Here is a 19,532-nt window from a genome sequence, read left to right as displayed (position 1 = left end):
GCAGATGAACAAGGGAGCCGCGCTGACCGAGCACGCCGACGGGGTGGAACGGCGATCGACCATCGGCGACGACGCGGCCGCGGTGCGCCTGGCGGACGCCCGCTTGTCGTTCGGCGACCGAACGCTCTGGGAGGGACTGGATCTCACCGTCGCGCCCGGTGAATTCGTCGCGGTCCTCGGGCCGAACGGATCGGGCAAGACCTCGCTGCTGAAGGTGCTGCTGGGCCAGGTCGGCCTGACGGCGGGCACGGCGCGGATCGCGGGCTCTCCCGCCCGCGCGGGCAATCACGACATCGGCTACATACCGCAGCAGAAGACGATCGACGCCGGGGTGCAGTTGCGCGGCGTCGACCTGGTCGGGCTCGGCGTCGACGGGCATCGCTGGGGGCTCGGGCTGCGCTCCCGTGCCGAACGCAAGCGCAAGGTGGCCGCCGCCATCGCCGACGTGGGCGCGGAGCGTTTCGCCCACGCGCCGCTGGAGTCCATGTCCGGCGGCGAGCAGCAGCGCCTGCGGGTGGCGCAGGCGCTGGTCGGTGATCCGAAGGTCTTGCTGTGCGACGAACCGTTGCTGAGCCTGGACCTGGCGAATCAACGGCTGGTCGCCGAGCTCATCGATCGCCGCAGGCGCACCCACGACACCGCGGTGCTCTTCGTGACGCACGAGATCAACCCGATCCTGCCCTTGGTGGACCGCGTGCTGTACCTGGTCGACGGCCGGTTCCGGATCGGGACACCGGAAGAGGTGATGACCTCGGCGGTGCTGTCGGAGCTGTACCGCACCCAGGTGGACGTGCTGCGGGTCCGCGGGCGCCTGGTGGTCGTCGGCACCGGCGACACCATGGACGCGCTGGGCACAGCGGGCGGCCACTGCCACGGCCCGGCCGGCGACGAGTTCCCCCACGGCGACCAAGCCTCGGCGGACGACGCAGCCACCTCGCCCGCGGCATCCGCGGCGCCGGTCCCCGCCGCACCGACCGCGGCGCATTCCGACCTCACCGCTACCCCCGCGGCCTCGACCGACTCGGAACCCCGCACTCAGACCGACCGGTCGAAAGCTCACCCGGCACGCGACGGCGACGCACCGGCCGAACCGACACCGGCAGCGTCGCCAACCGCGATCGGCCAGTCCTCCGACCCCGACGTGCCGAGCCACGACTCGCCCCTCGAACCGACGACGCATGAAGCGCCCTCGCCCGAGCCGCCACCGGCCATCCCGGCGAACGGCAAGTCGGAAGCCAGCACGCGCCGCCCCCCGATAGGCAACGACGACGCGCCAGCCGAACCGACCCCGACGGCCTCGACGACCGCCATGCGCCGCTCCTCTCACGCCAATGTGACCGGCCACGACTCGCCGCTGCTCGAACCGGCGACGCATGAGGCTGCTTCGCCTGAGCCGACACCCAGCAGCCTGGCAGCCGCCGCGGAGACATCGGCCATCTCGGCGAACGGCGACACTGCCACCGGCGATGTGGTGTCCGACCGCTCGATCCACGGCAAGGGCACGGCCTCGGCATCCCATGCTTCGGGGGACCATGCGCAGGGCGACGGCGACCGGCCGTCCACGGAGCCCGAGCAGAGCGGAGTGCCTTCGTGACCGACAAGCTCACCGGCGTCCTCGGCAAGATGCTGGACTTCGGCACCACGGCGAACCTGCTGTCCTACGGTTTCGTCCAGCAGGCGTTGCTCGCCGCGGCTCTGCTGGGGCTGCTGTCCGGTGTGATCGGCCCACTGATCATCAGCAGGCAGATGTCGTTCGCCGTGCACGGCACCAGCGAGCTTTCGCTGACCGGCGCCGCCGCCGCGCTGCTGGCCGGTGTCGGCGTCGGCCTCGGCGCCATCGCGGGGTCGGTGGTGGCGGCGGTGTTGTTCGGCCTGCTCGGGGCCCGGGCGCGCGAACGCGATTCCGTGATCGCCGTGGTGCTCTCGTTCGGTTTGGGACTCTCGGTGCTTTTCCTGTGGCTGGGCCCGGATCGCGCCGGATCGAAATTCTCGCTGCTGACCGGTCAGGTGGTCAGCGTCGGCAACAACGGGCTCGGCCTGCTCGCCGTCTGCACCGCCGGGGTGATCGCGGTGCTCGCCTTCGTCTACCGGCCGCTGCTGTTCGCCAGTTCCGATCCGGAAGTGGCCGTGGCCCGCGGTGTTCCGGTGCGGGCGCTGTCCATCGTGTTCGCCGTCCTGCTCGGCATCACGGCGGCGTTCGGCGTGCAGATCGTCGGCGCCCTGCTGGTCCTCGCCCTGCTGATCACCCCGGCCGCCGCGGCCGCACAGCTCACCGCGGACCCGATCCGGGCGACCGTGCTCGCGGTGGTGTTCGCCGAACTCGCCGCCGTGGGCGGCATCCTGTTGTCGCTCGCGCCGGGCGTCCCCGTCTCGACGTTCGTCACCACGATCTCGTTCCTGATCTACCTCGCCTGCCGCCTGCTCGGCACCCGCAATCGCGAACTCGCCCGCGTCCGCTGAGCGCCACATACCCATCGTCCGGGTCGTGACACCAGGTCACCTGGCAACATCCACCTTCCCGCCCCTCGTGCCGGTCCGCTCGGCACGAGGAGCGGCGAGGCCGCGTCACGCGACGGCGGTGCCCTCGAGTTCGACCATCTGGCCGGGGATCGCCAGCCGCGTCACCCCGAGCATCGTGGTGGGCGGTGCCACTCCGGCGGCGCCCAGCCGCGACGCCAGCACACCGTAGTGCGGGAACAGCAGATCGACGTCGGTGGTGTAGACGTTGAGCCGAACGAGATTCGCCAGCGACATGCCCGCCTCGGCGAGCACGGCCTCCAAGTTGTCGAGGCTCAGGGCCAACTGCGCCGCCATGTCACCGTCGTGCTGGGGCTTGCCGTCGCGGCTCATCGCGGTCTGCCCGGAGCAGTACAGCGTCCGGGTGTGCCCGGAGACGACCTCACCCTGGTGGAAACCCATCTCCGCCGCCCACGTCACCGGGTTGACCGCCGTTCGTTCCACTGCCACATCAGCTCCCATCGATCCATCGCGAATTCGTACGCCCCTGAGCCTCCCAACAAATCACGACATCCTCGGTCAGGTATTCCGGTAGGTTTTTCGCATGCGCGCCGACCGCTTGGTCTCGCTGGTGCTGCTGCTGCGTCAACGCGGTCGGTTGACCGCGGACGCGCTCGCCCACGAGCTGGAGGTATCCACCCGCACGGTGCTGCGCGACATCGAAGCCCTGTCCGCTGCCGGCGTCCCGGTCTACGCCGAACGCGGGCGGCACGGCGGCTTCGCGTTGTTGCCCGGGTTCCAGACCGAACTCACCGGCCTGAACCACGACGAGGCCCTCGCCCTGCTGGTCGCCGGAACACGGCGCGGCGCGCGGACATTCGGCCTCGGCTCGGCGCTCGCCTCGGCCATGCTGAAGGTGGTCGACGCACTGCCCGAAAGCCATCGGGCTATCGCGAGCGACGCGGCGCAGCGGTTGCTCATCGACCCCGAGACCGACCTCCTGTCGCGCCGGCTGGTTGCCGAGGAGGTGCCCGACGCCATCGTGACCGAGATCCGGCGCGCGGTGTTCGCCGGCCACAAGCTGCGCATCCACTACGCGGCTGTGGACCAGACCCCGATGTGGCGCACGGTGGATCCGATCGGCCTGGTCACCGCGCGCGGCCAGGGCTACTTGCTGGCCACGAGATCCGGCGCCGACCGCACCTACCGGCTGTCCCGGGTGCTGGCCGCCGAGGAACTCCCCGAACCCGCGCAGCGACCGGACCGGGTCGACTTGGACCGGGCCTGGCAGGAACACAGCACGCGGTTCCGGATGGGCGGCGACCAAGTCACGGTGCTGGTACGGGTCGACCCGGCTCGGCGCGATGCGCTGGTGAGCACCGCGCTCACCGTCCGTGCCGAAGAATCCGACGCCGACGGCCGACTGCGGCTGGAGGTGACCTTCCAGGATGCGCGACATGCCGAATGGGCGCTCTGGGAGCTCGCCACGGATGCGGAAGCCCTGGCCCCACAGTGGTTGCGCACCTCCCTCCGAGATCGCGCCGCCGCGATCGCCGCCCGCTATGGAGAGTCGTCCTGAGAGTCGGCGCGCACCCCTCGGCTGGGGGCTGGCCACGTCCCGCACTCCTGGGTATCCGGCGGACAGTGCCCCAGGGGGAATCCTTCAGTGTGAGGGGAAATTCTCGCGGCGGCCCTTACACCCTCTCCGGCCACGCCGAGACCAGCGGATGTCGGCCCAGCTCAGGACTCACCCCGGTTTCACCGAGCCAGTGATGGCAGCCGCCTTCAGTCATACCAGGATGCTTTCGTATGCTCGACCCATCGCGCCCCCGAACGAATGGTGACCAACGATGATCGACTTCGCGATTCCCGCCGACCTCGCCGCCGAACGCGACCGAGTGCGCCGCTTCGTCATCGACAAGATCGTCCCCTACGAGCGCGACCCGCGCCTGACCGCGCACGGCCCCACCGACGAGCTGCGGCAGGAACTCGTCGAACTCGCCCGCGCCGAGAAGCTGCTCACCGTGCAGGCCCCCGAGTCGCTCGGCGGACGCGGGCTGACCCACATCGAGCAAGCGGTGATCTACGAGGCCGCGGGCTGGTCCACGCTCGGCCCGGTCGCGATGAACTGCGCGGCGCCCGACGAGGGCAACATGTTCCTGCTGTCCAAGGTGGCCGATCCCGACCAGGTCCAGCGTTACCTGGCCCCCGTGGTCGCTGGCCATCAGCGCTCGGTCTTCGCCATGACCGAGCCCGACGGCGCGGGCTCCGACCCCGCCCAGCTGTCCACCGGCGCCACCTTCGACGGCGAGAACTTCACCATCAACGGGCGCAAGTGGCTGATCACCGGGGCGAACGGCGCGAAGACCTGGATCATCATGGCGCGCCTTGCCGCCAACCCGCACCTGCCCGAAGGCCCCACGCTGTTCCTGGCCGACGGCGACCAGCCCGGCATCGTCATCGAACGCACGATGAACACGATGGACCGCAATTACGTCGCCGGACACGGTGTGGTCCGCTTCGACAACCTGGTCCTGCCCAGGGAGGCGCTGCTCGGTGAGGCGGGCCAGGCGTTGCGCTACGCCCAGCTCCGGCTCGCTCCGGCCCGCCTCACCCACTGCATGCGCTGGCTCGGGGCGGCCGAGCGGGCCCAGAGCATCGCTGTCGAGCACGCGCGCACCCGCACCGCGTTCGGCAAGCCGATCGGCGAGCACGAAGGCGTGTCGTTCATGCTGGCCGACAACGAGATCGCCCTGCACCAGTGCAGGCTGACCATCTGGCACGCGTGCTGGCTGATGGACAACGGCGAGAAGGCGCGGCACGAGAGTTCGATCGCCAAATCGTTCGTCTCGGAGGAACTGTTCAAGGTCGCCGACCGGTGCGTGCAGGTGCTCGGCGGCATCGGCATCAGCGACGAGACGGTGGTCGAGATGATCTTCCGCGACATGCGCGCCTTCCGTCTCTACGACGGGCCGACCGAAGTGCACAAGTACGCCATCGGACGCAAGGTGCTGCGCGGATAGCGGAGGACTTTCGGCCCCGGGTCAGGTCAGCGCGCGTCGGCTAACATCCTGTGGCATGAGTTCGGAACTGCACGTCGACGTCTCCCGGGGCGTCGCCGTGCTCACGCTCAACCGGCCCGCCCAGCAGAACGCCTTCACCCCGACGATGGCGGCAGAATTGGGCGCCGCGTTGCAGCGCTGCGATTCGGAAGACGCCATCCGTGCCGTGATCATCACCGGCACCCCGCCCGCCTTCTGCGCGGGCGCGGACCTCTCCAATCGGGTGGGTGAGGTGAGCGCCACCATCGATCCGCCGCCGTGGCGCGTGCGCAAGCCGGTGATCGCGGCCGTCAACGGCCACGCGGTCGGCATCGGCCTGGCCCTGGCCTTGCAGTGCGACCTGCGGTACATGGCGCGCGACGCGGTGTACGGACTGAACCAGGTGCGCCGCGGCGTCCTGGCCGACGGCTACGCGCACTGGACGCTACCCCGGCTGGTCGGCATGGCCAACGCCGCCGACATCATGCTCACCGGGCGCACCTTCGACGGTGACGAGGCGAAGGCGATGGGCGTGGCCAACAGCTCATTACCCGCCGGCGAGGTGCTACCCACCGCGCTGGCCGTCGCGCACGACATCGCGAACGGCTCGGCGCCGCTACCCGTGGCACTGTCCAAGCGGCTGCTCTGGGAAGGGCTCGGCATGAGCCCGGCCGTGGTCGGCAAGCTCGAAACCGATCTCAACCAGCACGCGACCAAGAGCATCGACGGTGGCGAGGCCATGGCCGCGTTCCGCGATCGCAGGCAGCCCAGCTGGTCGGGCAGCGTCAGCACGGAGTGGCCCGCCTGGGACACCGCCGAGCGCGAGCGGCCCAGTCTGGACTAGGCGGTCTCCGCCCGGCTCCGGCGGTGTCAGCGCACGGGAACGTTCGACCGCGCCCACCCCCCTTGTTGGCGGAACGGACTCAGGCGTGGCCTGTCGCGGTTCAGTGCGGGGACTGATCGTTCCCGATGTCGTCCGGCGCCCGCACGCGGACGCTCAAGCGTTCCCGCCGAGCAGGATGAGCAGGAACAGCACCGCGAAGATGATCATGAGGACGGTGCCGATGACGCCGAGTATGTACCCGACCATAACCTGGGCCCGGCCACCGTACGCGCCGCCGGATTCCTCGATCTGGTCGAGCGCGCGCCGTCCCAGCGCCCATGCCACCGGCCCCAGCACCCCGCAGCACAAGACGCTCGCCGCGCCGAGAAACAACACCGCCGTCGCGTTCGGATGCTCGACCGGCGAACCTATGGGCTGATTGGGTATCACCACCACCCGAATTCTACTGGGGTGAGCGGCCTCTCCGTGTTTTTAGGCGTGCGAGGCGCAAACCTTCACACGCGGCGCTGGCGGGCGACTTCCGAAAGCACCACCCCGGCGGCCACCGACGCGTTCAGCGATTCCACCGGCCCGGCCATCGGGATCGACAGGATCGTGTCACAGGACTCCCGCACCAGGCGCGACAGCCCCTTGCCCTCCGAGCCGACCACGATCACGGTCGGCTCGCGGCCGTCGAAATCGTCGAGCGTGGTGTCGCCGCCGGCGTCCAAGCCGACCACCTGGATACCCTGAGCCGCCCAATCCTTCAGCGTGCGAGTGAGATTGGTGGCGCGGGCGACCGGAAGCCGGGCGGCGGCGCCCGCGCTGGTGCGCCAGGCCACCGCGGTGACACTCGCGCTGCGCCGCTGCGGGATCAGCACACCGTGACCGCCGAAGGCGGCCACGGAACGCACCACCGCACCCAGGTTGCGCGGATCGGAGATATTGTCCAGCGCGACCAGCAGCGCGGGCTCGGCGGCGCCCCGCACCCGGTCGAGCAGATCGTCCGGATGGGCGTAGCGGTACGGCGGCACCTGAAGGGCTACGCCTTGGTGCAAACCATTGGCACTCAGCCGATCCAGATCCGTACGCGGCACCTCCAGGATGGAGATCCCGGTGTCGGCGGCCAGCCGCACGCTCTCGGTCAAGCGGTCGTCGTTCTCGGTGCCGACCGCGACGTACAGCGCGGTCGCCGGCACACCGGCTCGCAGACACTCCACCACCGGATTGCGCCCGAGCACCAACTCGGGGCCGTCCTCGGTCTTGCGTCCGGCGGGACGGGTGGTGGCACCGCGCGCGGACGAACGTCCCTGCGCGGCCTTGGTTTTCGCGGCGGCCCGCTTGGCGGCGGGGTGCTTGGTGCGCATCTCCGCGGGCGGCGTGGCGCCACGTCCCTCCAGTCCGCGCCTGCGCTTGCCGCCGGAGCCGACCACGGCGCCCTTCTTGCTGCCGCTCTTGCGAACCGCACCGCGACGCTGCGAATTGCCTGCCATCACTCGGCCTTTCCGGATTGTGATGCCGCCAGCGCCCATTCGGGGCCGTCGGCCGTGTCGGTGACCTCGATGCCCGCGGCCTGCAAGCGATCGCGCACGGCGTCGGCGGTCGCCCAGTCCTTGGCGGCGCGCGCCTGCTGGCGGCGGTCGAGTTCGGCGCGCACCAGCACGTCCAGAGCGCCGAGCGCGGCCGAGGAATCGCTCGGGGTGTACCAGTGCGGGTCGAGCGGATCGACACCGAGGACGGCGAGCATGGCGCGCACCTGACCGGCGAGGTCGCGCGCGGAATCGATCGCGCCGACCTCCAGCGCCTTGTTGCCCTCGTGCACCACGCGGTGGATCTCCGCCAACGCCTTCGGCACCGCCAGATCGTCGTCGAGGGCGGCGGCGAACGCGTCGGTCCACTTGCCCACCGGAACCTCACCGGCCCGGTCCACCACCCGGTTCACGAACGCCTCGATGCGCTGGTAGGACTGTGCCGCGTCGTGCAGCGCCTTCTCCGAGTACTCCAGCATCGAGCGGTAGTGCGCGCTGCCCAGGTAGAACCGCAATTCGACGGCCCGCACCTTGTCGAGCACATTCGGCACGGACAGCACGTTGCCCAGCGACTTGGACATCTTCTCCCCGCCCATGGTCACCCAGCCGTTGTGCAGCCAGTACCGGGCGAAACCGTCGCCGGCCGCCTTCGACTGGGCGATCTCGTTCTCGTGGTGCGGGAACACCAGATCCATACCGCCGCAATGAATGTCGAATTCCGCGCCGAGATAGAACTCGGCCATCGCGGAGCACTCCAGGTGCCAGCCGGGGCGGCCGGGCCCCCAGGGCGACGGCCAGGTCGGCTCGCCGGGCTTGGCCGCCTTCCACAGGGTGAAGTCGCGCGGGTCGCGTTTGCCCTCGCCCGCGCTCTCGCCTTGGTGCACGTCGTCGAGCTTGTGGCCGGACAGCTTGCCGTAATCGGGGTAGCTGACCACGTCGAAATAGACGTTCCCGGCCGAGGCGTAGGCGTGACCGCGGTCGATCAGCCGCTGCATCATCTCCACCATCTGGGTGATGTGGCCGGTGGCGCGCGGCTCCGCGGACGGCGGCAGCACACCGAGCTGTTCGTAGGCGCGGTCGAAGGCGCGCTCGTGCGTGGCGGCCCACTCCCACCACGGCCTGCCCGCCTCGGCGGCCTTGGTCAGGATCTTGTCCTCGATATCGGTGACGTTGCGTATGAAGAAGACGTCGATGTCGTGCGCGATCAACCAGCGTCGCAGCACGTCGAACGCGACTCCGCTGCGCACATGGCCGATGTGCGGCTCGCCCTGCACGGTGGCGCCACAGAGGTACACCGAAGCACGGCCGGGGACCAAGGGCGCGAAATCGCGCATGGTCCGCGTGTCGGTGTCAAAGAGGCGCAGCGTCACGGCAGTCGATCCTAGCTGGTGTATAAGGTCGTTCACGGACCGGCTCGGGTCCGTCGGAGCTGGATCAACGACAAGCTTGCAGCAGGGCGGTCGCCACGGCGGCGACACCCTCGCCGCGACCGGTAAGGCCGAGCCCGTCGGTGGTGGTGCCGGACACCGCGACCGGGGCGTCGAGCAGTCCGCCGAGCACCTGTTGCGCCTCGGCGCGCCGCGGCCCGATCTTGGGGCGGTTGCCGATCACCTGCACCGCGGCGTTGACCACCTCGAAGCCCGCTTCGTCCAGCAGCCTGCGCACTTCCTTCAGCATGGCCGCGCCGGAGACGCCGGCCCATTCCGGGCGTCCGGTGCCGAACACCGCGCCGACATCGCCGAGGCCCGCCGCGGACAGCAGCGCGTCGCACAGGGCGTGCGCGGCGACGTCGCCGTCCGAGTGGCCCGCGCAGCCGTCGTCGCCGTCGAACAGCAGACCCGCCATCCAGCACGGCCTGCCCGCTTCGATCGGATGGACGTCACTGCCGATGCCGACGCGCATGGTCACGGCGCCACCGCCCGTCCGACGCCCGCGCCGTCGAGCACCGCGTCGGCGAGCCGGAGGTCGAGGGGAGTGGTGATCTTGAAGGCGAGCGGATCGCCGGGGATGGTGTGGACCGCGACGCCGAGCCGCTCCACCAGACCCGCGTCGTCGGTCGCCTGGATGCCCTCCGGCGCGTACGCGCAGCGCAGCAGGTCGGCCGCGAAACCTTGCGGCGTCTGGATGGCGCGCAACCGGGCGCGATCGGGAGTGCCGGTCACCGCGCCGGCCGCGTCGACGGATTTGATGGTGTCGGCTACCGGAAGCCCGGGGACCACGGCGGGGCGCCCCGCGCGCAGTTCGGCCGCGACCCTGGCGATGAGGTCGGGCGGCGTGAGCGCTCGGGCGGCGTCGTGCACCAGGAAGTAGGCGGCGTCGGGCGCCGCGGCGATACCCGCCCGCACCGAGTCGATGCGTTCGGCGCCGCCGACGACCACCTGAACCGAACTCGTTGGCGGCAGCAGGGCAACGGCGCTGTCGACGAGTTCGGTGGGAACCATCACGATGATCCGGTCGACCGCGCCGGAGGCGATCAAGCCTTCGACGGCGAGCCGGACCATGGGCCTGCCGCCGACCGGGACGAACGCCTTGGGTGCCGATTCACCCAGACGCACGCCACGGCCGGCGGCAGGCACAAGAGCAACGACGGGTCCGTCACTGGAACGGACACCGTTGTCAGTTGTGTTCACGGTCAGGAAGCCGCTGCGAGGACCTCATCGAGCAGGGTCTCAGCCTTGCCGTCATCGGTGCCTTCGGCCAGCGCGAGCTCACCGACAAGAATCTGCCGAGCCTTGGCGAGCATGCGCTTCTCACCCGCGGACAGGCCGCGGTCCTGTTCCCGGCGCCACAGATCGCGGACGACCTCGGCCACCTTGTTCACATCGCCGGAAGCGAGCTTCTCGAGGTTGGCCTTGTAGCGGCGGGACCAGTTGGTCGGCTCCTCCGTATGCGGCGCCCGAAGCACCTGGAAGACCCGATCGAGACCCTCCTGACCCACGACGTCACGCACGCCGACGTATTCGGCGTTCTCCGCGGGAACCCGAACAGTGAGATCGCCTTGGGCGACCTTCAGGACCAGATACTCTTTTTGCTCACCCTTGATGGTGCGAGTCTCGATTGCTTCGATCAGCGCCGCTCCGTGGTGGGGGTAAACGACGGTGTCTCCGACCTTAAAAATCATGTGTCCCGTGCCCCTTTCGATGTTCACAGTTTAACATGCGACTCGGTAACGGCGCGATCAACTGTGCAGGTCAGGGCCACAACGAGGAAGGCCAGGGGCTTGACAGATGCCAGGCGGTGTGCATTACGTTGTGCCAGAACGGGTTATCTCCCGGCTCCGTCGCCGCCGCACGACGCCCGCGCGCCGGCACCTTCGCGGCAACCTTCCGAAGTTCGATCGAACCGTTATCAACGCGCCGAGTGTCGGCGCGCACGTCCCGTGGTCGGCCGCACACTCCACCGCGTGCGCGCGGGCTTGCCCGAGTTCGACCCGGCCCCCGCGCCCGTGCCGCCGAGGGAACTACTACGCTGCCTAGTTACTACGCTCCCGCGCGGAGCCAGAGCCCGGTCGACATGGAGGGACAACCCGTGACTGCCCTGAAAGCTGTGACCGCCCCCAAGGGGGCGCGACGTCGCATGGTGACGGTTGCCGCACTCGCCGCCGGAGCGGCGATCGCGCTGTCCGGCTGCGGCGCGGGCCAGATCTCGCAGACCGCCGAACAGGTCGCCGCCGTGAACGGCAACCACGCCGACGTGGGCCGCATCGCCCTGCGCAACGTGCACATCGTGTATCCGTCCGAGGGCACCGGGTACGCCAACACCAAGGGCGGCAAGGCGCTCATCGCGTTGTCCATCATCAACAACGGCGAGTCCGTGACCGACGAGCTGACCAGCATCACCACCGACCTGGGCACCGTCAAGATCACCCCGGCCTCCGGCAAGTCGGTCGTCGAGCTCGCCCCGCAGCAGACCGTCGTCGCGGCGACCCAGCCGGTCAAGCGCGAGGCCGCGCCGACCACCACCAGCGCCGCGCCGACCACGAGCGCGGGCGCGCCCACCTCCGCTCCGCGCTCCGCCGCGCCGACCACCACCGCCGAGTCGCACGGCGCTGGCGAGCACGGCTCCCCCGCCGCGGGCCAGGACCCGGAGGCCAACCCCATCCTGATCGAGATCACCGGCCTGACCAGGGACATCTCCCCCGGCCTCACCTACAACGTCTCGTTCAACTTCAAGCAGAACGGCACCGTCCAGGTCCAGGTCCCGGTCGACGCGGGCCAGCACACCGAGCGCCACGAGTCCGACAAGTCCGGCCCGGCCGAAGCCGAACACAGCGGCGGCCACTGAGTTCGATTTGCAGCGCCTGCGGCGCTGCGTGTTCGCGGCCCCTTCTTGGTTCGTGGCCGGGCGGGCGAGACTCGCGACTGCGTCGCATGCGCTTCGCCCACCCGGCCACGAACCGGGCCGCGAACGGCGCTCGTAAGACTCGCGCCCTGCGGGGCTCGGAAAGTGTGGATGGAGCGGCCCCGGCCACGCCATAAACCTTCTTACCGGGCAGCGCCTCCCGACTCGACATACCACCCCTGGCGCGGAGAGCCACTGCGCGGCGGGAGCTCAGCGCGCCCGCGGTCCGCGCACCACCCCCGTGCGCGGAGAGCCACTGCTCCTATGCGACAACAAACAGTCGGCCCGAGTAGCAGGCAAGCTGCGCGCCGAGGCGGAGCGCTCGCTACCCGCGTACACCGGTAGCGAGCTTCGATACCCACGTGCCCAGTACACCCCCACCACGTCTTTCGAGCGAAGCGAGACCGAGCATCCGCGTTCGCGGCCCGGCTCGCGTGTGCGCGGCCGCCGCGTAGGCGACGAAGGAGCAAGCGGCGGTCGCGCACACGCGAGCCATAAGGGGCCGCGAACACCCAGCGCCGCAGGCGCTGGAAATCAAACACAGCCGGTGCGTATGGTGCCGGTGTGGCAAAGACGAAGCCGACCTTTCGCTGCTCCGCCTGTTCGCACGAGGTCGCGAAATGGGTGGGCAAGTGTCCTGAGTGCGGGGCTTGGGGCACCGTTGAGGAGGTAGTCGCCGCGGCGGGTGCGGTCGGTTCGCCGGGGCGCAAGGCGATGTTGCCGAGCACTGCGGCCGCGCCGCTCTCGCAGATCGACTCCAAGATCACCAAAGCGCGGCCGACGGGTGTCACCGAGTTGGACCGGGTGCTCGGCGGCGGGGTGGTGCCGGGATCGGTCGTGTTGCTGTCCGGCGAGCCGGGAGTGGGCAAGTCGACGCTGCTGCTCGAGGTGGCGCATCGCTGGGCGGCCCAGCGGGACGAGAAGTCGCTGTACGTCACCGCCGAGGAGTCGGCGGGGCAGGTCCGGTTGCGGGCCGATCGCACCGGAGCGGTGCACGACCGGGTCTATCTGGCGGCGGAGTCGGACCTGTCGATCGTGCTCGGACACGTCGAGCAGGTGCGGCCGACGCTGCTGGTGGTCGACTCGGTGCAGACCATGCTCGCCCCTGAGGTGGACGGCGTGATCGGCGGCGTCACCCAGGTGCGCGAGGTGACCGCGGCCCTGACTTCGCTGGCCAAGGCGAGCGGCATCGCGGTGCTGCTGGTCGGGCACGTCACCAAGGACGGCAACGTCGCGGGCCCGCGCACGCTCGAGCACCTGGTCGACGTGGTGCTCCAGTTCGAAGGCGACAAGAACTCCACGCTGCGCATGGTGCGCGGCATCAAGAACCGCTTCGGCAGCGCCGACGAGGTCGGCTGCTTCGAGTTGCACGAGGACGGCATCGCCTGCGTGGACGACCCGTCCGGCCTGTTCCTGCACCACCGGACGGATTCCGTGCCCGGCACGGCGGTGACGGTCGCGATGGACGGCAAGCGTCCGCTGGTCGGCGAGGTGCAGGGCCTGACGGTGAAGACCGAGATTCCGCAACCGCGCCGCGCGGTCAGCGGCCTGGACTACAACCGGGTCGCCATGGTGCTTGCCGTCCTGCAGAGCCGCGGCCGGGTGTTCCTCGGCAAGAGCGATGTGTACGCCGCGACCGTCGGCGGTATGCGCTTGGTCGAGCCGTCGGCCGACCTCGCCATCGCGCTCGCCATCGCCAGCGCCGAGTCCGATGTCCCGATTCCTCCTGGCTGGGTGATCCTCGGAGAGGTCGGACTGGCGGGCGAAGTCCGCAAGGTGACCGGCGTCAACCGCAGATTGGCCGAAGCCGAACGCCTCGGCTTCACCACTGCCCTGGTGCCCCCCGGCCTGGCCCCGGTGAAAAGCACCATGAAGATCCACGAGGTCACCGACCTGCGCTCCGCCATCCGCATAGCGGGCCTGCGCAAACTACGCGCCGCCCCTGAGGAGGCCGCCAGCTGACCCCTCCCCTCTCAAGCGATGTTGAACGGCTCGGCCATGCTGCGTACCGAACCCAGCTGCGCCACGACGCTGTAGGGCCCCGGTGGGACTTGGACGCGTTCGCCCGCGCAGTTCGGCTGGGACGTGGTGCCCGACCAGGTGACAGTGAACGCCGCCTGCTCACCGCGGCCCATCGTGCGGACGTCGGGCTGACCATCGGGATAGCAGTCGGTGCTCGACCACAGACGCCGCTGGCCGTCGAGCGTGTGCACCGAGACCTGCTGGAGGCCGGAACCCATGTCACGGGTGCACGCCACCGCCGAGATGTTGGTGATGACGATCCCGAACACCGGCTGCTCACCCGTTTTGTAGGTGGGCTGCTCGACGGTCACCTTGATCGCCAGCGATTGGTCCGGGCACGGTCCGGCCGCGACGGTGGTGGCCGCCGCGGAGGACTTGGGCGCGCCGGACTCGGCCGAGGGCTTGGCCGCCGCGTCGGCGGACTTGGTCACGGCCGAGCTGGTCCCGCCGGCCGCGGCGTCACCGGGCGAGTCGCCGCCGCGTACGACCGCGAGCACGACCCAGATCACCAGCGCCAGGGCGACCACCAGGATTCCGATGGCGAACACGCGTCGACGCCAATAGATCTCCGGTGGCAGCGGTCCATTCGGTTCCAGCACGTCTCAACGGTAAGGGCACCATCGGGCGCATCGTCTCAGGGGCACGGCGTGTCGGCCGCGTGCGCCCGCGGGCGGCGAGTACATTCCGCCGGCACGCCGACCCCGGCGCGGGCGTGCCGCGGCTCAGACCACCTCGCCGATGTTGCCGACGACCCGGTGCAACTGCGCCTTGCCCTCGGCCAGCTTGTAGGTCACGCAGGCGATGGCGAGCTCGCCGGTCGCGACCCGCTGCGAGATGATCATCGACCGCTGCATGAGCAGGCGGCTGGTCTCCACCACGTGCCTGGCCTCCATCTCGTCGACGGTGGACAAGCCTTCGCGGCGGCCGACCAGAATGGACGGCGCGACCCGCTCGACCACGCTGCGGATGAATCCGCCCGGCACCTCGCCGCCGTCGAGCGCGTCGATGGTGGCCTTGACGGCGCCGCAGCTGTCGTGGCCGAGCACTACGATGAGCGGCACGTTGAGCACCTGCACGCCGTACTCGATCGAGCCGAGCACCGAGCTGTCGACCACATGGCCCGCGGTACGAACGACGAACATGTCGCCGAGGCCCTGGTCGAAGATCAACTCCGCGGCGACCCTGGAGTCGCCGCAGCCGAACAGGATCGCGTGCGGGTGCTGGCCACTGACGAGTTTGGCCCGGTCGGCGGCACCCTGGCTAGGATGCAGCAGCGCGCCGCTGACGAAGCGGTCGTTTCCTTCGCGCAAGGACTTCCAGGCACTGATCGGGTTGGAATCCGGCATACCGACCATTGTGCAGGACGGTTACGGTTACCAGCGAGTTCGGTCGGTTACGGGCGGGCAAATGTCGCCTGGCAGCAGTAGTACGGGGATGGTGAGGACAGTGCGGAACGGCGCACCGAACGGCATCGACGCCGACACGTTGCTGGACTGGTACGCGGAGACCGCGCGCGATCTGCCGTGGCGCCGCCCCGGCGTCACCGCATGGCAGATCCTGATGAGCGAGATCATGCTCCAGCAAACTCCGGTGGTCCGGGTCGAACCGATCTGGCGGGAATGGGTGGCGCGCTGGCCGGTGCCTTCGGCGATGGCCGCCTCGTCGCAGGCGGAAGTGCTGCGCGCCTGGGGCAAGCTCGGCTATCCGCGCCGTGCGCTGCGGCTGCACGAGTGCGCGAGGGTGCTGGCGAGCGAGCACGGCGACGAGGTGCCCGCCGATGTGGAGGTTCTGCTCGGGCTGCCCGGCATCGGCGCGTACACCGCGCGCGCCGTCGCCTGTTTCGCGTACGGACAACGCGTTCCCGTGGTGGACACGAACGTCCGCCGTGTGGTTGCCAGGGCGGTGCACGGGCGCGCGGAAGCGGGTAACCCCTCGTCGCGGGATCTGCCCGAGACCGAGGCGCTGCTGCCGCTGCGGATCGACCGCGCCGCGGTGTTCTCCGCCGCCCTCATGGAACTCGGCGCGACCGTGTGCACGGCCCGCACCCCCGATTGCTCGCGCTGCCCGCTGCCGAGTTGCGCGTGGGTCACCGCGGGACGGCCGGCGAGCGAGGTGGTCCGCCGCACCCAGAAATACGAGGGCACCGACCGCCAAGCGCGCGGCAGGCTGCTGGATGTCCTGCGGCACGCGAGCGGGCCGGTGGAGCGGGTCCGCTTGGATCTGGCCTGGACCCGCGACCCGGGCCAGCGCGACCGCGCGTTGGACTCGCTGCTGGTGGACGGCTTGATCGAGCAGACGCCCGACGGCCTGTTCGCGTTGGCGGGCGAAGGCGGGGCCACCGGATCCGACAACTGACGAACGCCGCGATGATTCCGTGCCGCTAGCTGGCGAGCACTCGCCGTAGGAAGCGCTCGACTTCCGCTCGGTAGCGGTCGGGCTGATCGTCGTGCACGAGATGGCCCGCGCCCGGCACCAACACGTGTTCGGCGTGCGGATGGGCGGCGGCCATCTGCCGCATCTGCCCCGGCGGTGTGATGCTGTGCTCGCCCTCCAGCAGCAGCGCGGGCACCCGCACCGCATGCCATTGCTGCCAGAAATCGCGTGTCCCCCACTCCTCGGAGATATCGCGGAAGGTGGCGACCGAGCCGTGCAGCCGGTATCCCTCCGGCCCGTGTTCGAAGGCGTTCGAGAAGTAGCGCCCGGCGACCGGCCCGAAGAACGACAGCATGGCCTCCTCGTCGGGGAACGGTTGCGGCCACGCCTCGATCATCGCCGCCCAGTGCGCGGCGGTGCGGCCGGTGAAGTCCGGCGCGATGTCCTCGATCACCAGCGCGCGTACCCGGTCGGGGTGGGTCGCCGCGAATACCCAGCCGTGCAGCGCTCCCATCGAATGCCCGATCACGACCATCGGCTCTTCGATCGCGGCGGTGCGGGCGGCGAGGTCGGCGACGAAGGCCTCGGTCGTCAGCTCCGCGGGCGCCGGCCTGCCGTGCCCGGCGGCGTCGAAGGTGTAGACGTGGCCGTGCTCGCGCAGCCAGCCCAGCTGATCGCGCCACGTGCGCGCGCTGCCCATCAGTCCGTGCAGCAGCAGGATCGGCGCGCCTGCTCCGCCTTCGTCGTGCAACATCGGTTCGACAATACGAGGCACCGAGCATCTGCTCGGCGGCAGCCGCTAGCTTGGACACATGGCTGTTGTGAAGATCAACGCGATCGAGGTTCCCGAGGGCGCGGGCCCCGAGTTGGAGAAGCGGTTCGCCCACCGCGCGCACGCGGTCGAGAACTCCCCCGGCTTCCTCGGCTTCCAGCTGTTGCGCCCGGTGGCCGGAGAGAAGCGGTATTTCGTTGTCACCCAGTGGGACTCGGAAGAGTCCTTCGCGGCTTGGCGGGACGGGCCCGCGCGCGAGGCGCATGCGGGCGAGCGTCAGAAGCCGGTCTCGACGGGTGCGTCGCTGCTCGAGTTCGAGGTCGTGCTCGACGTGGACGCCAAACCCGCGAACTGACTGCGCGCCGCACCGCCGGGCAGGCCAGCCTGCCCGGCGACTCGCCCGACGCCGTGGTACGCCCGTGCCGGACCCGGTTGACGCCGAGGGTGTGCGGGTGTCACAGTTCGAGGGACAAACGCGAGGGTGACGCGGTAATTCCGGTGAGATTCCGGAGCGGTCGCGCCACTGTGTTCCACGCACCGAGTCCGGTGCCGGAAAGCCAGACACCGGCACCGTCGCGCCACCACCCTAAGGGACGCGTATCCCAAGGAGGACTCGAATGGCCATCGCGCATTCACCCAGCCGGGCAACCGATTCCCTGGCCACCGTGCTCGTCACGGTCGGTGTCGTTCTTCTCGCACTGCTCACGCTGTACCTGGTCGGCTTCGATCAGGGCGTCATCTCGCGCAGCGGGATGTACCTGCATGAGCTGATGCACGACGGACGTCACCTGCTGGGGCTTCCGTGCCACTGATCGGTTCGCTTCGAACCCTGCTGCTGCGCGGCCTGCTGGCCGGTCTGATCGCCGGACTGCTGGCCGCCACAGTCGGTTATTCCGTCGGCGAACCCAAAGTCGACGCGGCCATCGCCATCGAGGAAGCGCACAGCTCACACGCCGAATCGCCGGACGGGCACTCCCACGGCGAGCACGCCGAATCGCCCGGCGGCCATTCCCACGGTGACGAGGAAGAAGCGCTGGTGAGCCGCGGCGGCCAGAAGTTCGGGCAGTTTCTCGCCCTCGGCCTGGCCGGTCTCGCGCTCGGCGCCATCTACGCCTCGGTCGCGCACTTCGCGCGGCGCTACACCACGCTGTCCGGGCCGCGGCTCGCGCTGACGCTCGGTGTGGCCGGTTGGGCCGCGATCGTCGCGGTGCCGTTCTTCAAGTACCCGGCCAACCCGCCCGCGGTCGGCGACCCGGACACCATCAACGAGCGCACTCTGCTGTGGCTGGCCGCCGTTGTGCTGGGCATCGTCGCGGTCGGTGCGGCGGTGGCGGCGTTCACCGCGCTGCGCACCCAGCTGCCCACGTTCCGGCTGATCGGCGGCGTCGCGGCGTTCATGCTGGTCACCGCGCTCGGCTACGTCCTGCTGCCCGGCGTGAACGAGGTGAGCGCGGACTTCCCGGCCACCCTGCTGTGGCAGTTCCGGGTGGCCTCGCTGGCCGAGACCGCGACTCTGTGGGCCTGCCTCGCGCTCGGCTTCGCCGCGCTCACCGAGTTCGCCACACGCACCGATACTCCGGTATCGGTAGCGCCCGCTACCGCAGGGTGATTCGCGTTCGGAAGCAGTGAGGCAGTGTCGGCCCCATGACCGGCACTGCCTTTTCCGTCCGGCCCGCATCGCGGGGCGCAGCCCCTTCCGGACCGCCGCGCGCGGTGCGCGTCGCGTTCAACGCTCTGGTCGTCGCGTTGGTCGCGGGTAGCGCCGAGGCGATCGCGCGGGCCGCCCGCGATTTCTCGACGGCCGACCCGACGAGCGTGGCGCCCGGGCTCGGCCTTCGCATCGCGATCTATCTGCTGGTGCTGGCCGTCGCGGTGCGTATGACTCGCGGCGACCGCCGGGCCCGCCTGCTGATCACCGTCGGCATCGGCGTGCTCGGTCTGCTGTCCCTGATCATCGAGCCGCTCGCCGCGGCGATGTCCGCGAACGAATTCCGCGATCTGTTCCGGGACACCCCACCCGTTGGCTTGCTGCTCGCGACGCTTCGTACCGTTCACGTCGTAGCCGTCCTGATCGCGATCCCGGCTCTCTACACCCGCCCGGCCCGTCGCTACTTCCGCGGACGCTGATTCCGTGCCGGTTTCGTGCCCCCGCACTGTGGGGGGGCACGAAACCG

The 19,532-nt window shown here is 70.1% G+C and carries 21 protein-coding genes, 1 pseudogene and 1 riboswitch; of the genes and pseudogenes, 12 read left to right on the top strand and 10 right to left on the bottom strand.

What is annotated here, in order from left to right; all coding sequences use genetic code 11:
• Positions 1 to 4 precede the first annotated feature (4 nt).
• Together U3653_RS28945 and U3653_RS28940 are read left to right on the top strand one after the other, a co-directional pair.
• Positions 5 to 865: pseudogene (locus U3653_RS28945) on the top strand (metal ABC transporter ATP-binding protein); the annotation flags it as partial.
• 758 nt (positions 866 to 1,623) lie between these two features.
• Positions 1,624 to 2,460 carry a metal ABC transporter permease gene (locus tag U3653_RS28940; RefSeq protein ID WP_397071654.1) on the top strand — a complete coding sequence of 279 codons (837 nt, stop codon included), beginning with the start codon at positions 1,624 to 1,626 and terminating at the stop codon, positions 2,458 to 2,460.
• A 105-nt stretch (positions 2,461 to 2,565) separates the two neighbouring features.
• On the opposite strand, the gene U3653_RS28935 is transcribed toward U3653_RS28940, so the two are convergent.
• On the bottom strand, positions 2,566 to 2,961 hold the full coding sequence (locus U3653_RS28935) for a RidA family protein (protein ID WP_195078403.1): 396 nt from the start codon (positions 2,959 to 2,961) through the stop codon (positions 2,566 to 2,568).
• 100 nt (positions 2,962 to 3,061) lie between these two features.
• Between U3653_RS28935 and U3653_RS28930 the strand changes: the two genes are divergently transcribed.
• From U3653_RS28930 to U3653_RS28920, 3 genes are all read left to right on the top strand, one after another.
• Positions 3,062 to 4,036 carry a helix-turn-helix transcriptional regulator gene (locus U3653_RS28930; protein ID WP_195078042.1) on the top strand — a complete coding sequence of 325 codons (975 nt, stop codon included), beginning with the start codon at positions 3,062 to 3,064 and terminating at the stop codon, positions 4,034 to 4,036.
• Positions 4,037 to 4,307: 271 nt separating this feature from the next.
• A complete protein-coding gene (locus U3653_RS28925; protein WP_195078041.1) occupies positions 4,308 to 5,480 on the top strand; it encodes an acyl-CoA dehydrogenase family protein in 1,173 nt (390 codons plus the stop codon).
• A gap of 55 nt (positions 5,481 to 5,535) precedes the next feature.
• Positions 5,536 to 6,342 carry an enoyl-CoA hydratase/isomerase family protein gene (locus tag U3653_RS28920; RefSeq protein WP_195078040.1) on the top strand — a complete coding sequence of 269 codons (807 nt, stop codon included), beginning with the start codon at positions 5,536 to 5,538 and terminating at the stop codon, positions 6,340 to 6,342.
• Between the two features lie 153 nt (positions 6,343 to 6,495).
• On the opposite strand, the gene U3653_RS28915 is transcribed toward U3653_RS28920, so the two are convergent.
• The 6 genes from U3653_RS28915 to carD all read right to left on the bottom strand — a co-directional run bounded on the left by U3653_RS28915 (position 6,496) and on the right by carD (position 10,971).
• Positions 6,496 to 6,774, bottom strand: coding sequence for a DUF4190 domain-containing protein (locus U3653_RS28915; RefSeq protein ID WP_195078039.1), 279 nt, complete (start codon positions 6,772 to 6,774; stop codon positions 6,496 to 6,498).
• 62 nt (positions 6,775 to 6,836) lie between these two features.
• Positions 6,837 to 7,814 (bottom strand): 23S rRNA (guanosine(2251)-2'-O)-methyltransferase RlmB, encoded by a 978-nt coding sequence (gene rlmB / locus U3653_RS28910; RefSeq protein ID WP_195078038.1) that lies wholly within the window; start codon positions 7,812 to 7,814, stop codon positions 6,837 to 6,839.
• A complete protein-coding gene (cysS, locus tag U3653_RS28905) occupies positions 7,814 to 9,220 on the bottom strand; it encodes a cysteine--tRNA ligase (RefSeq protein ID WP_195078037.1) in 1,407 nt (468 codons plus the stop codon). The genes rlmB and cysS overlap by 1 nt, the downstream gene beginning before the upstream one ends.
• Before the next feature lie 64 nt (positions 9,221 to 9,284).
• The gene (ispF, locus tag U3653_RS28900) at positions 9,285 to 9,752 is read right to left on the bottom strand and encodes a 2-C-methyl-D-erythritol 2,4-cyclodiphosphate synthase (RefSeq protein WP_195078402.1); all 468 of its coding nucleotides are present in this window, start codon (positions 9,750 to 9,752) and stop codon (positions 9,285 to 9,287) included.
• Positions 9,753 to 9,754: 2 nt separating this feature from the next.
• Complete coding sequence (gene ispD, locus U3653_RS28895) at positions 9,755 to 10,480, bottom strand: 2-C-methyl-D-erythritol 4-phosphate cytidylyltransferase (RefSeq protein WP_195078036.1); 726 nt, start codon at positions 10,478 to 10,480, stop codon at positions 9,755 to 9,757.
• A gap of 2 nt (positions 10,481 to 10,482) precedes the next feature.
• Positions 10,483 to 10,971, bottom strand: coding sequence for an RNA polymerase-binding transcription factor CarD (gene carD, locus U3653_RS28890; RefSeq protein WP_011206964.1), 489 nt, complete (start codon positions 10,969 to 10,971; stop codon positions 10,483 to 10,485).
• A gap of 407 nt (positions 10,972 to 11,378) precedes the next feature.
• On the opposite strand from carD, the gene U3653_RS28885 reads away from it, so the two are divergent.
• Positions 11,379 to 12,134: a hypothetical protein gene (locus U3653_RS28885; protein ID WP_323124581.1), complete on the top strand. Its 756-nt coding sequence runs from the start codon at positions 11,379 to 11,381 to the stop codon at positions 12,132 to 12,134.
• Between the two features lie 621 nt (positions 12,135 to 12,755).
• A complete protein-coding gene (gene radA, locus U3653_RS28880) occupies positions 12,756 to 14,153 on the top strand; it encodes a DNA repair protein RadA (protein WP_195078035.1) in 1,398 nt (465 codons plus the stop codon).
• Between the two features lie 11 nt (positions 14,154 to 14,164).
• Here the strand turns inward: radA and U3653_RS28875 are convergent, their stop codons facing one another.
• Both U3653_RS28875 and U3653_RS28870 read right to left on the bottom strand, forming a co-directional pair.
• On the bottom strand, positions 14,165 to 14,812 hold the full coding sequence (locus U3653_RS28875) for a hypothetical protein (RefSeq protein ID WP_195078034.1): 648 nt from the start codon (positions 14,810 to 14,812) through the stop codon (positions 14,165 to 14,167).
• A gap of 123 nt (positions 14,813 to 14,935) precedes the next feature.
• Positions 14,936 to 15,559: a carbonic anhydrase gene (locus U3653_RS28870; protein WP_195078033.1), complete on the bottom strand. Its 624-nt coding sequence runs from the start codon at positions 15,557 to 15,559 to the stop codon at positions 14,936 to 14,938.
• Between the two features lie 88 nt (positions 15,560 to 15,647).
• On the opposite strand from U3653_RS28870, the gene U3653_RS28865 reads away from it, so the two are divergent.
• Positions 15,648 to 16,568 carry an A/G-specific adenine glycosylase gene (locus U3653_RS28865; protein ID WP_323124580.1) on the top strand — a complete coding sequence of 307 codons (921 nt, stop codon included), beginning with the start codon at positions 15,648 to 15,650 and terminating at the stop codon, positions 16,566 to 16,568.
• Positions 16,569 to 16,593: 25 nt separating this feature from the next.
• Here U3653_RS28865 and U3653_RS28860 read toward each other — a convergent pair whose 3' ends face one another.
• Positions 16,594 to 17,340, bottom strand: coding sequence for an alpha/beta fold hydrolase (locus U3653_RS28860; RefSeq protein ID WP_195078032.1), 747 nt, complete (start codon positions 17,338 to 17,340; stop codon positions 16,594 to 16,596).
• Positions 17,341 to 17,398: 58 nt separating this feature from the next.
• Here U3653_RS28860 and mhuD point away from each other — a divergent pair, with 58 nt between their 5' ends.
• From mhuD to U3653_RS28840, 4 genes are all read left to right on the top strand, one after another.
• Positions 17,399 to 17,713 carry a mycobilin-forming heme oxygenase MhuD gene (gene mhuD, locus U3653_RS28855; RefSeq protein ID WP_039794711.1) on the top strand — a complete coding sequence of 105 codons (315 nt, stop codon included), beginning with the start codon at positions 17,399 to 17,401 and terminating at the stop codon, positions 17,711 to 17,713.
• Between the two features lie 80 nt (positions 17,714 to 17,793).
• Positions 17,794 to 17,945: riboswitch (cobalamin riboswitch) on the top strand.
• Between the two features lie 30 nt (positions 17,946 to 17,975).
• Positions 17,976 to 18,170, top strand: coding sequence for a CbtB domain-containing protein (locus U3653_RS28850; protein WP_039794710.1), 195 nt, complete (start codon positions 17,976 to 17,978; stop codon positions 18,168 to 18,170).
• Entirely contained in the window at positions 18,161 to 18,967 is an 807-nt protein-coding gene (locus U3653_RS28845) for a CbtA family protein (protein WP_195078031.1), read from the top strand. Before U3653_RS28850 ends, U3653_RS28845 begins: the two co-directional genes overlap by 10 nt.
• A gap of 35 nt (positions 18,968 to 19,002) precedes the next feature.
• Positions 19,003 to 19,485, top strand: a complete 483-nt coding sequence (locus U3653_RS28840; RefSeq protein WP_195078030.1) for a hypothetical protein — start codon at positions 19,003 to 19,005, stop codon at positions 19,483 to 19,485.
• Positions 19,486 to 19,532: the final 47 nt, after the last annotated feature.

Origin of the sequence: Nocardia implantans, assembly GCF_035544775.1 — a bacterium.
GTDB classification, from domain to species: Bacteria; Actinomycetota; Actinomycetes; order Mycobacteriales; family Mycobacteriaceae; genus Nocardia; species Nocardia implantans.
This window is presented reverse-complemented; position numbering and strand designations above follow the sequence as displayed.

Bases quoted from the DNA above. Each gene is read 5' to 3' on its own strand.
- U3653_RS28940 (WP_397071654.1), top strand. From the start codon at position 1,624: ATGCTGGACTTCGGCACCACGGCGAACCTGCTGTCCTACGGTTTCGTC.
- U3653_RS28930 (WP_195078042.1), top strand. From the start codon at position 3,062: ATGCGCGCCGACCGCTTGGTCTCGCTGGTGCTGCTGCTGCGTCAACGC.
- U3653_RS28925 (WP_195078041.1), top strand. From the start codon at position 4,308: ATGATCGACTTCGCGATTCCCGCCGACCTCGCCGCCGAACGCGACCGA.
- U3653_RS28920 (WP_195078040.1), top strand. From the start codon at position 5,536: ATGAGTTCGGAACTGCACGTCGACGTCTCCCGGGGCGTCGCCGTGCTC.
- rlmB (WP_195078038.1), bottom strand. From the start codon at position 7,814: ATGGCAGGCAATTCGCAGCGTCGCGGTGCGGTTCGCAAGAGCGGCAGC.
- ispF (WP_195078402.1), bottom strand. From the start codon at position 9,752: ATGCGCGTCGGCATCGGCAGTGACGTCCATCCGATCGAAGCGGGCAGG.
- carD (WP_011206964.1), bottom strand. From the start codon at position 10,971: ATGATTTTTAAGGTCGGAGACACCGTCGTTTACCCCCACCACGGAGCG.
- U3653_RS28870 (WP_195078033.1), bottom strand. From the start codon at position 15,559: ATGCCGGATTCCAACCCGATCAGTGCCTGGAAGTCCTTGCGCGAAGGA.
- U3653_RS28865 (WP_323124580.1), top strand. From the start codon at position 15,648: ATGGTGAGGACAGTGCGGAACGGCGCACCGAACGGCATCGACGCCGAC.
- U3653_RS28860 (WP_195078032.1), bottom strand. From the start codon at position 17,340: ATGTTGCACGACGAAGGCGGAGCAGGCGCGCCGATCCTGCTGCTGCAC.
- mhuD (WP_039794711.1), top strand. From the start codon at position 17,399: ATGGCTGTTGTGAAGATCAACGCGATCGAGGTTCCCGAGGGCGCGGGC.
- U3653_RS28850 (WP_039794710.1), top strand. From the start codon at position 17,976: ATGGCCATCGCGCATTCACCCAGCCGGGCAACCGATTCCCTGGCCACC.
- U3653_RS28840 (WP_195078030.1), top strand. From the start codon at position 19,003: ATGACCGGCACTGCCTTTTCCGTCCGGCCCGCATCGCGGGGCGCAGCC.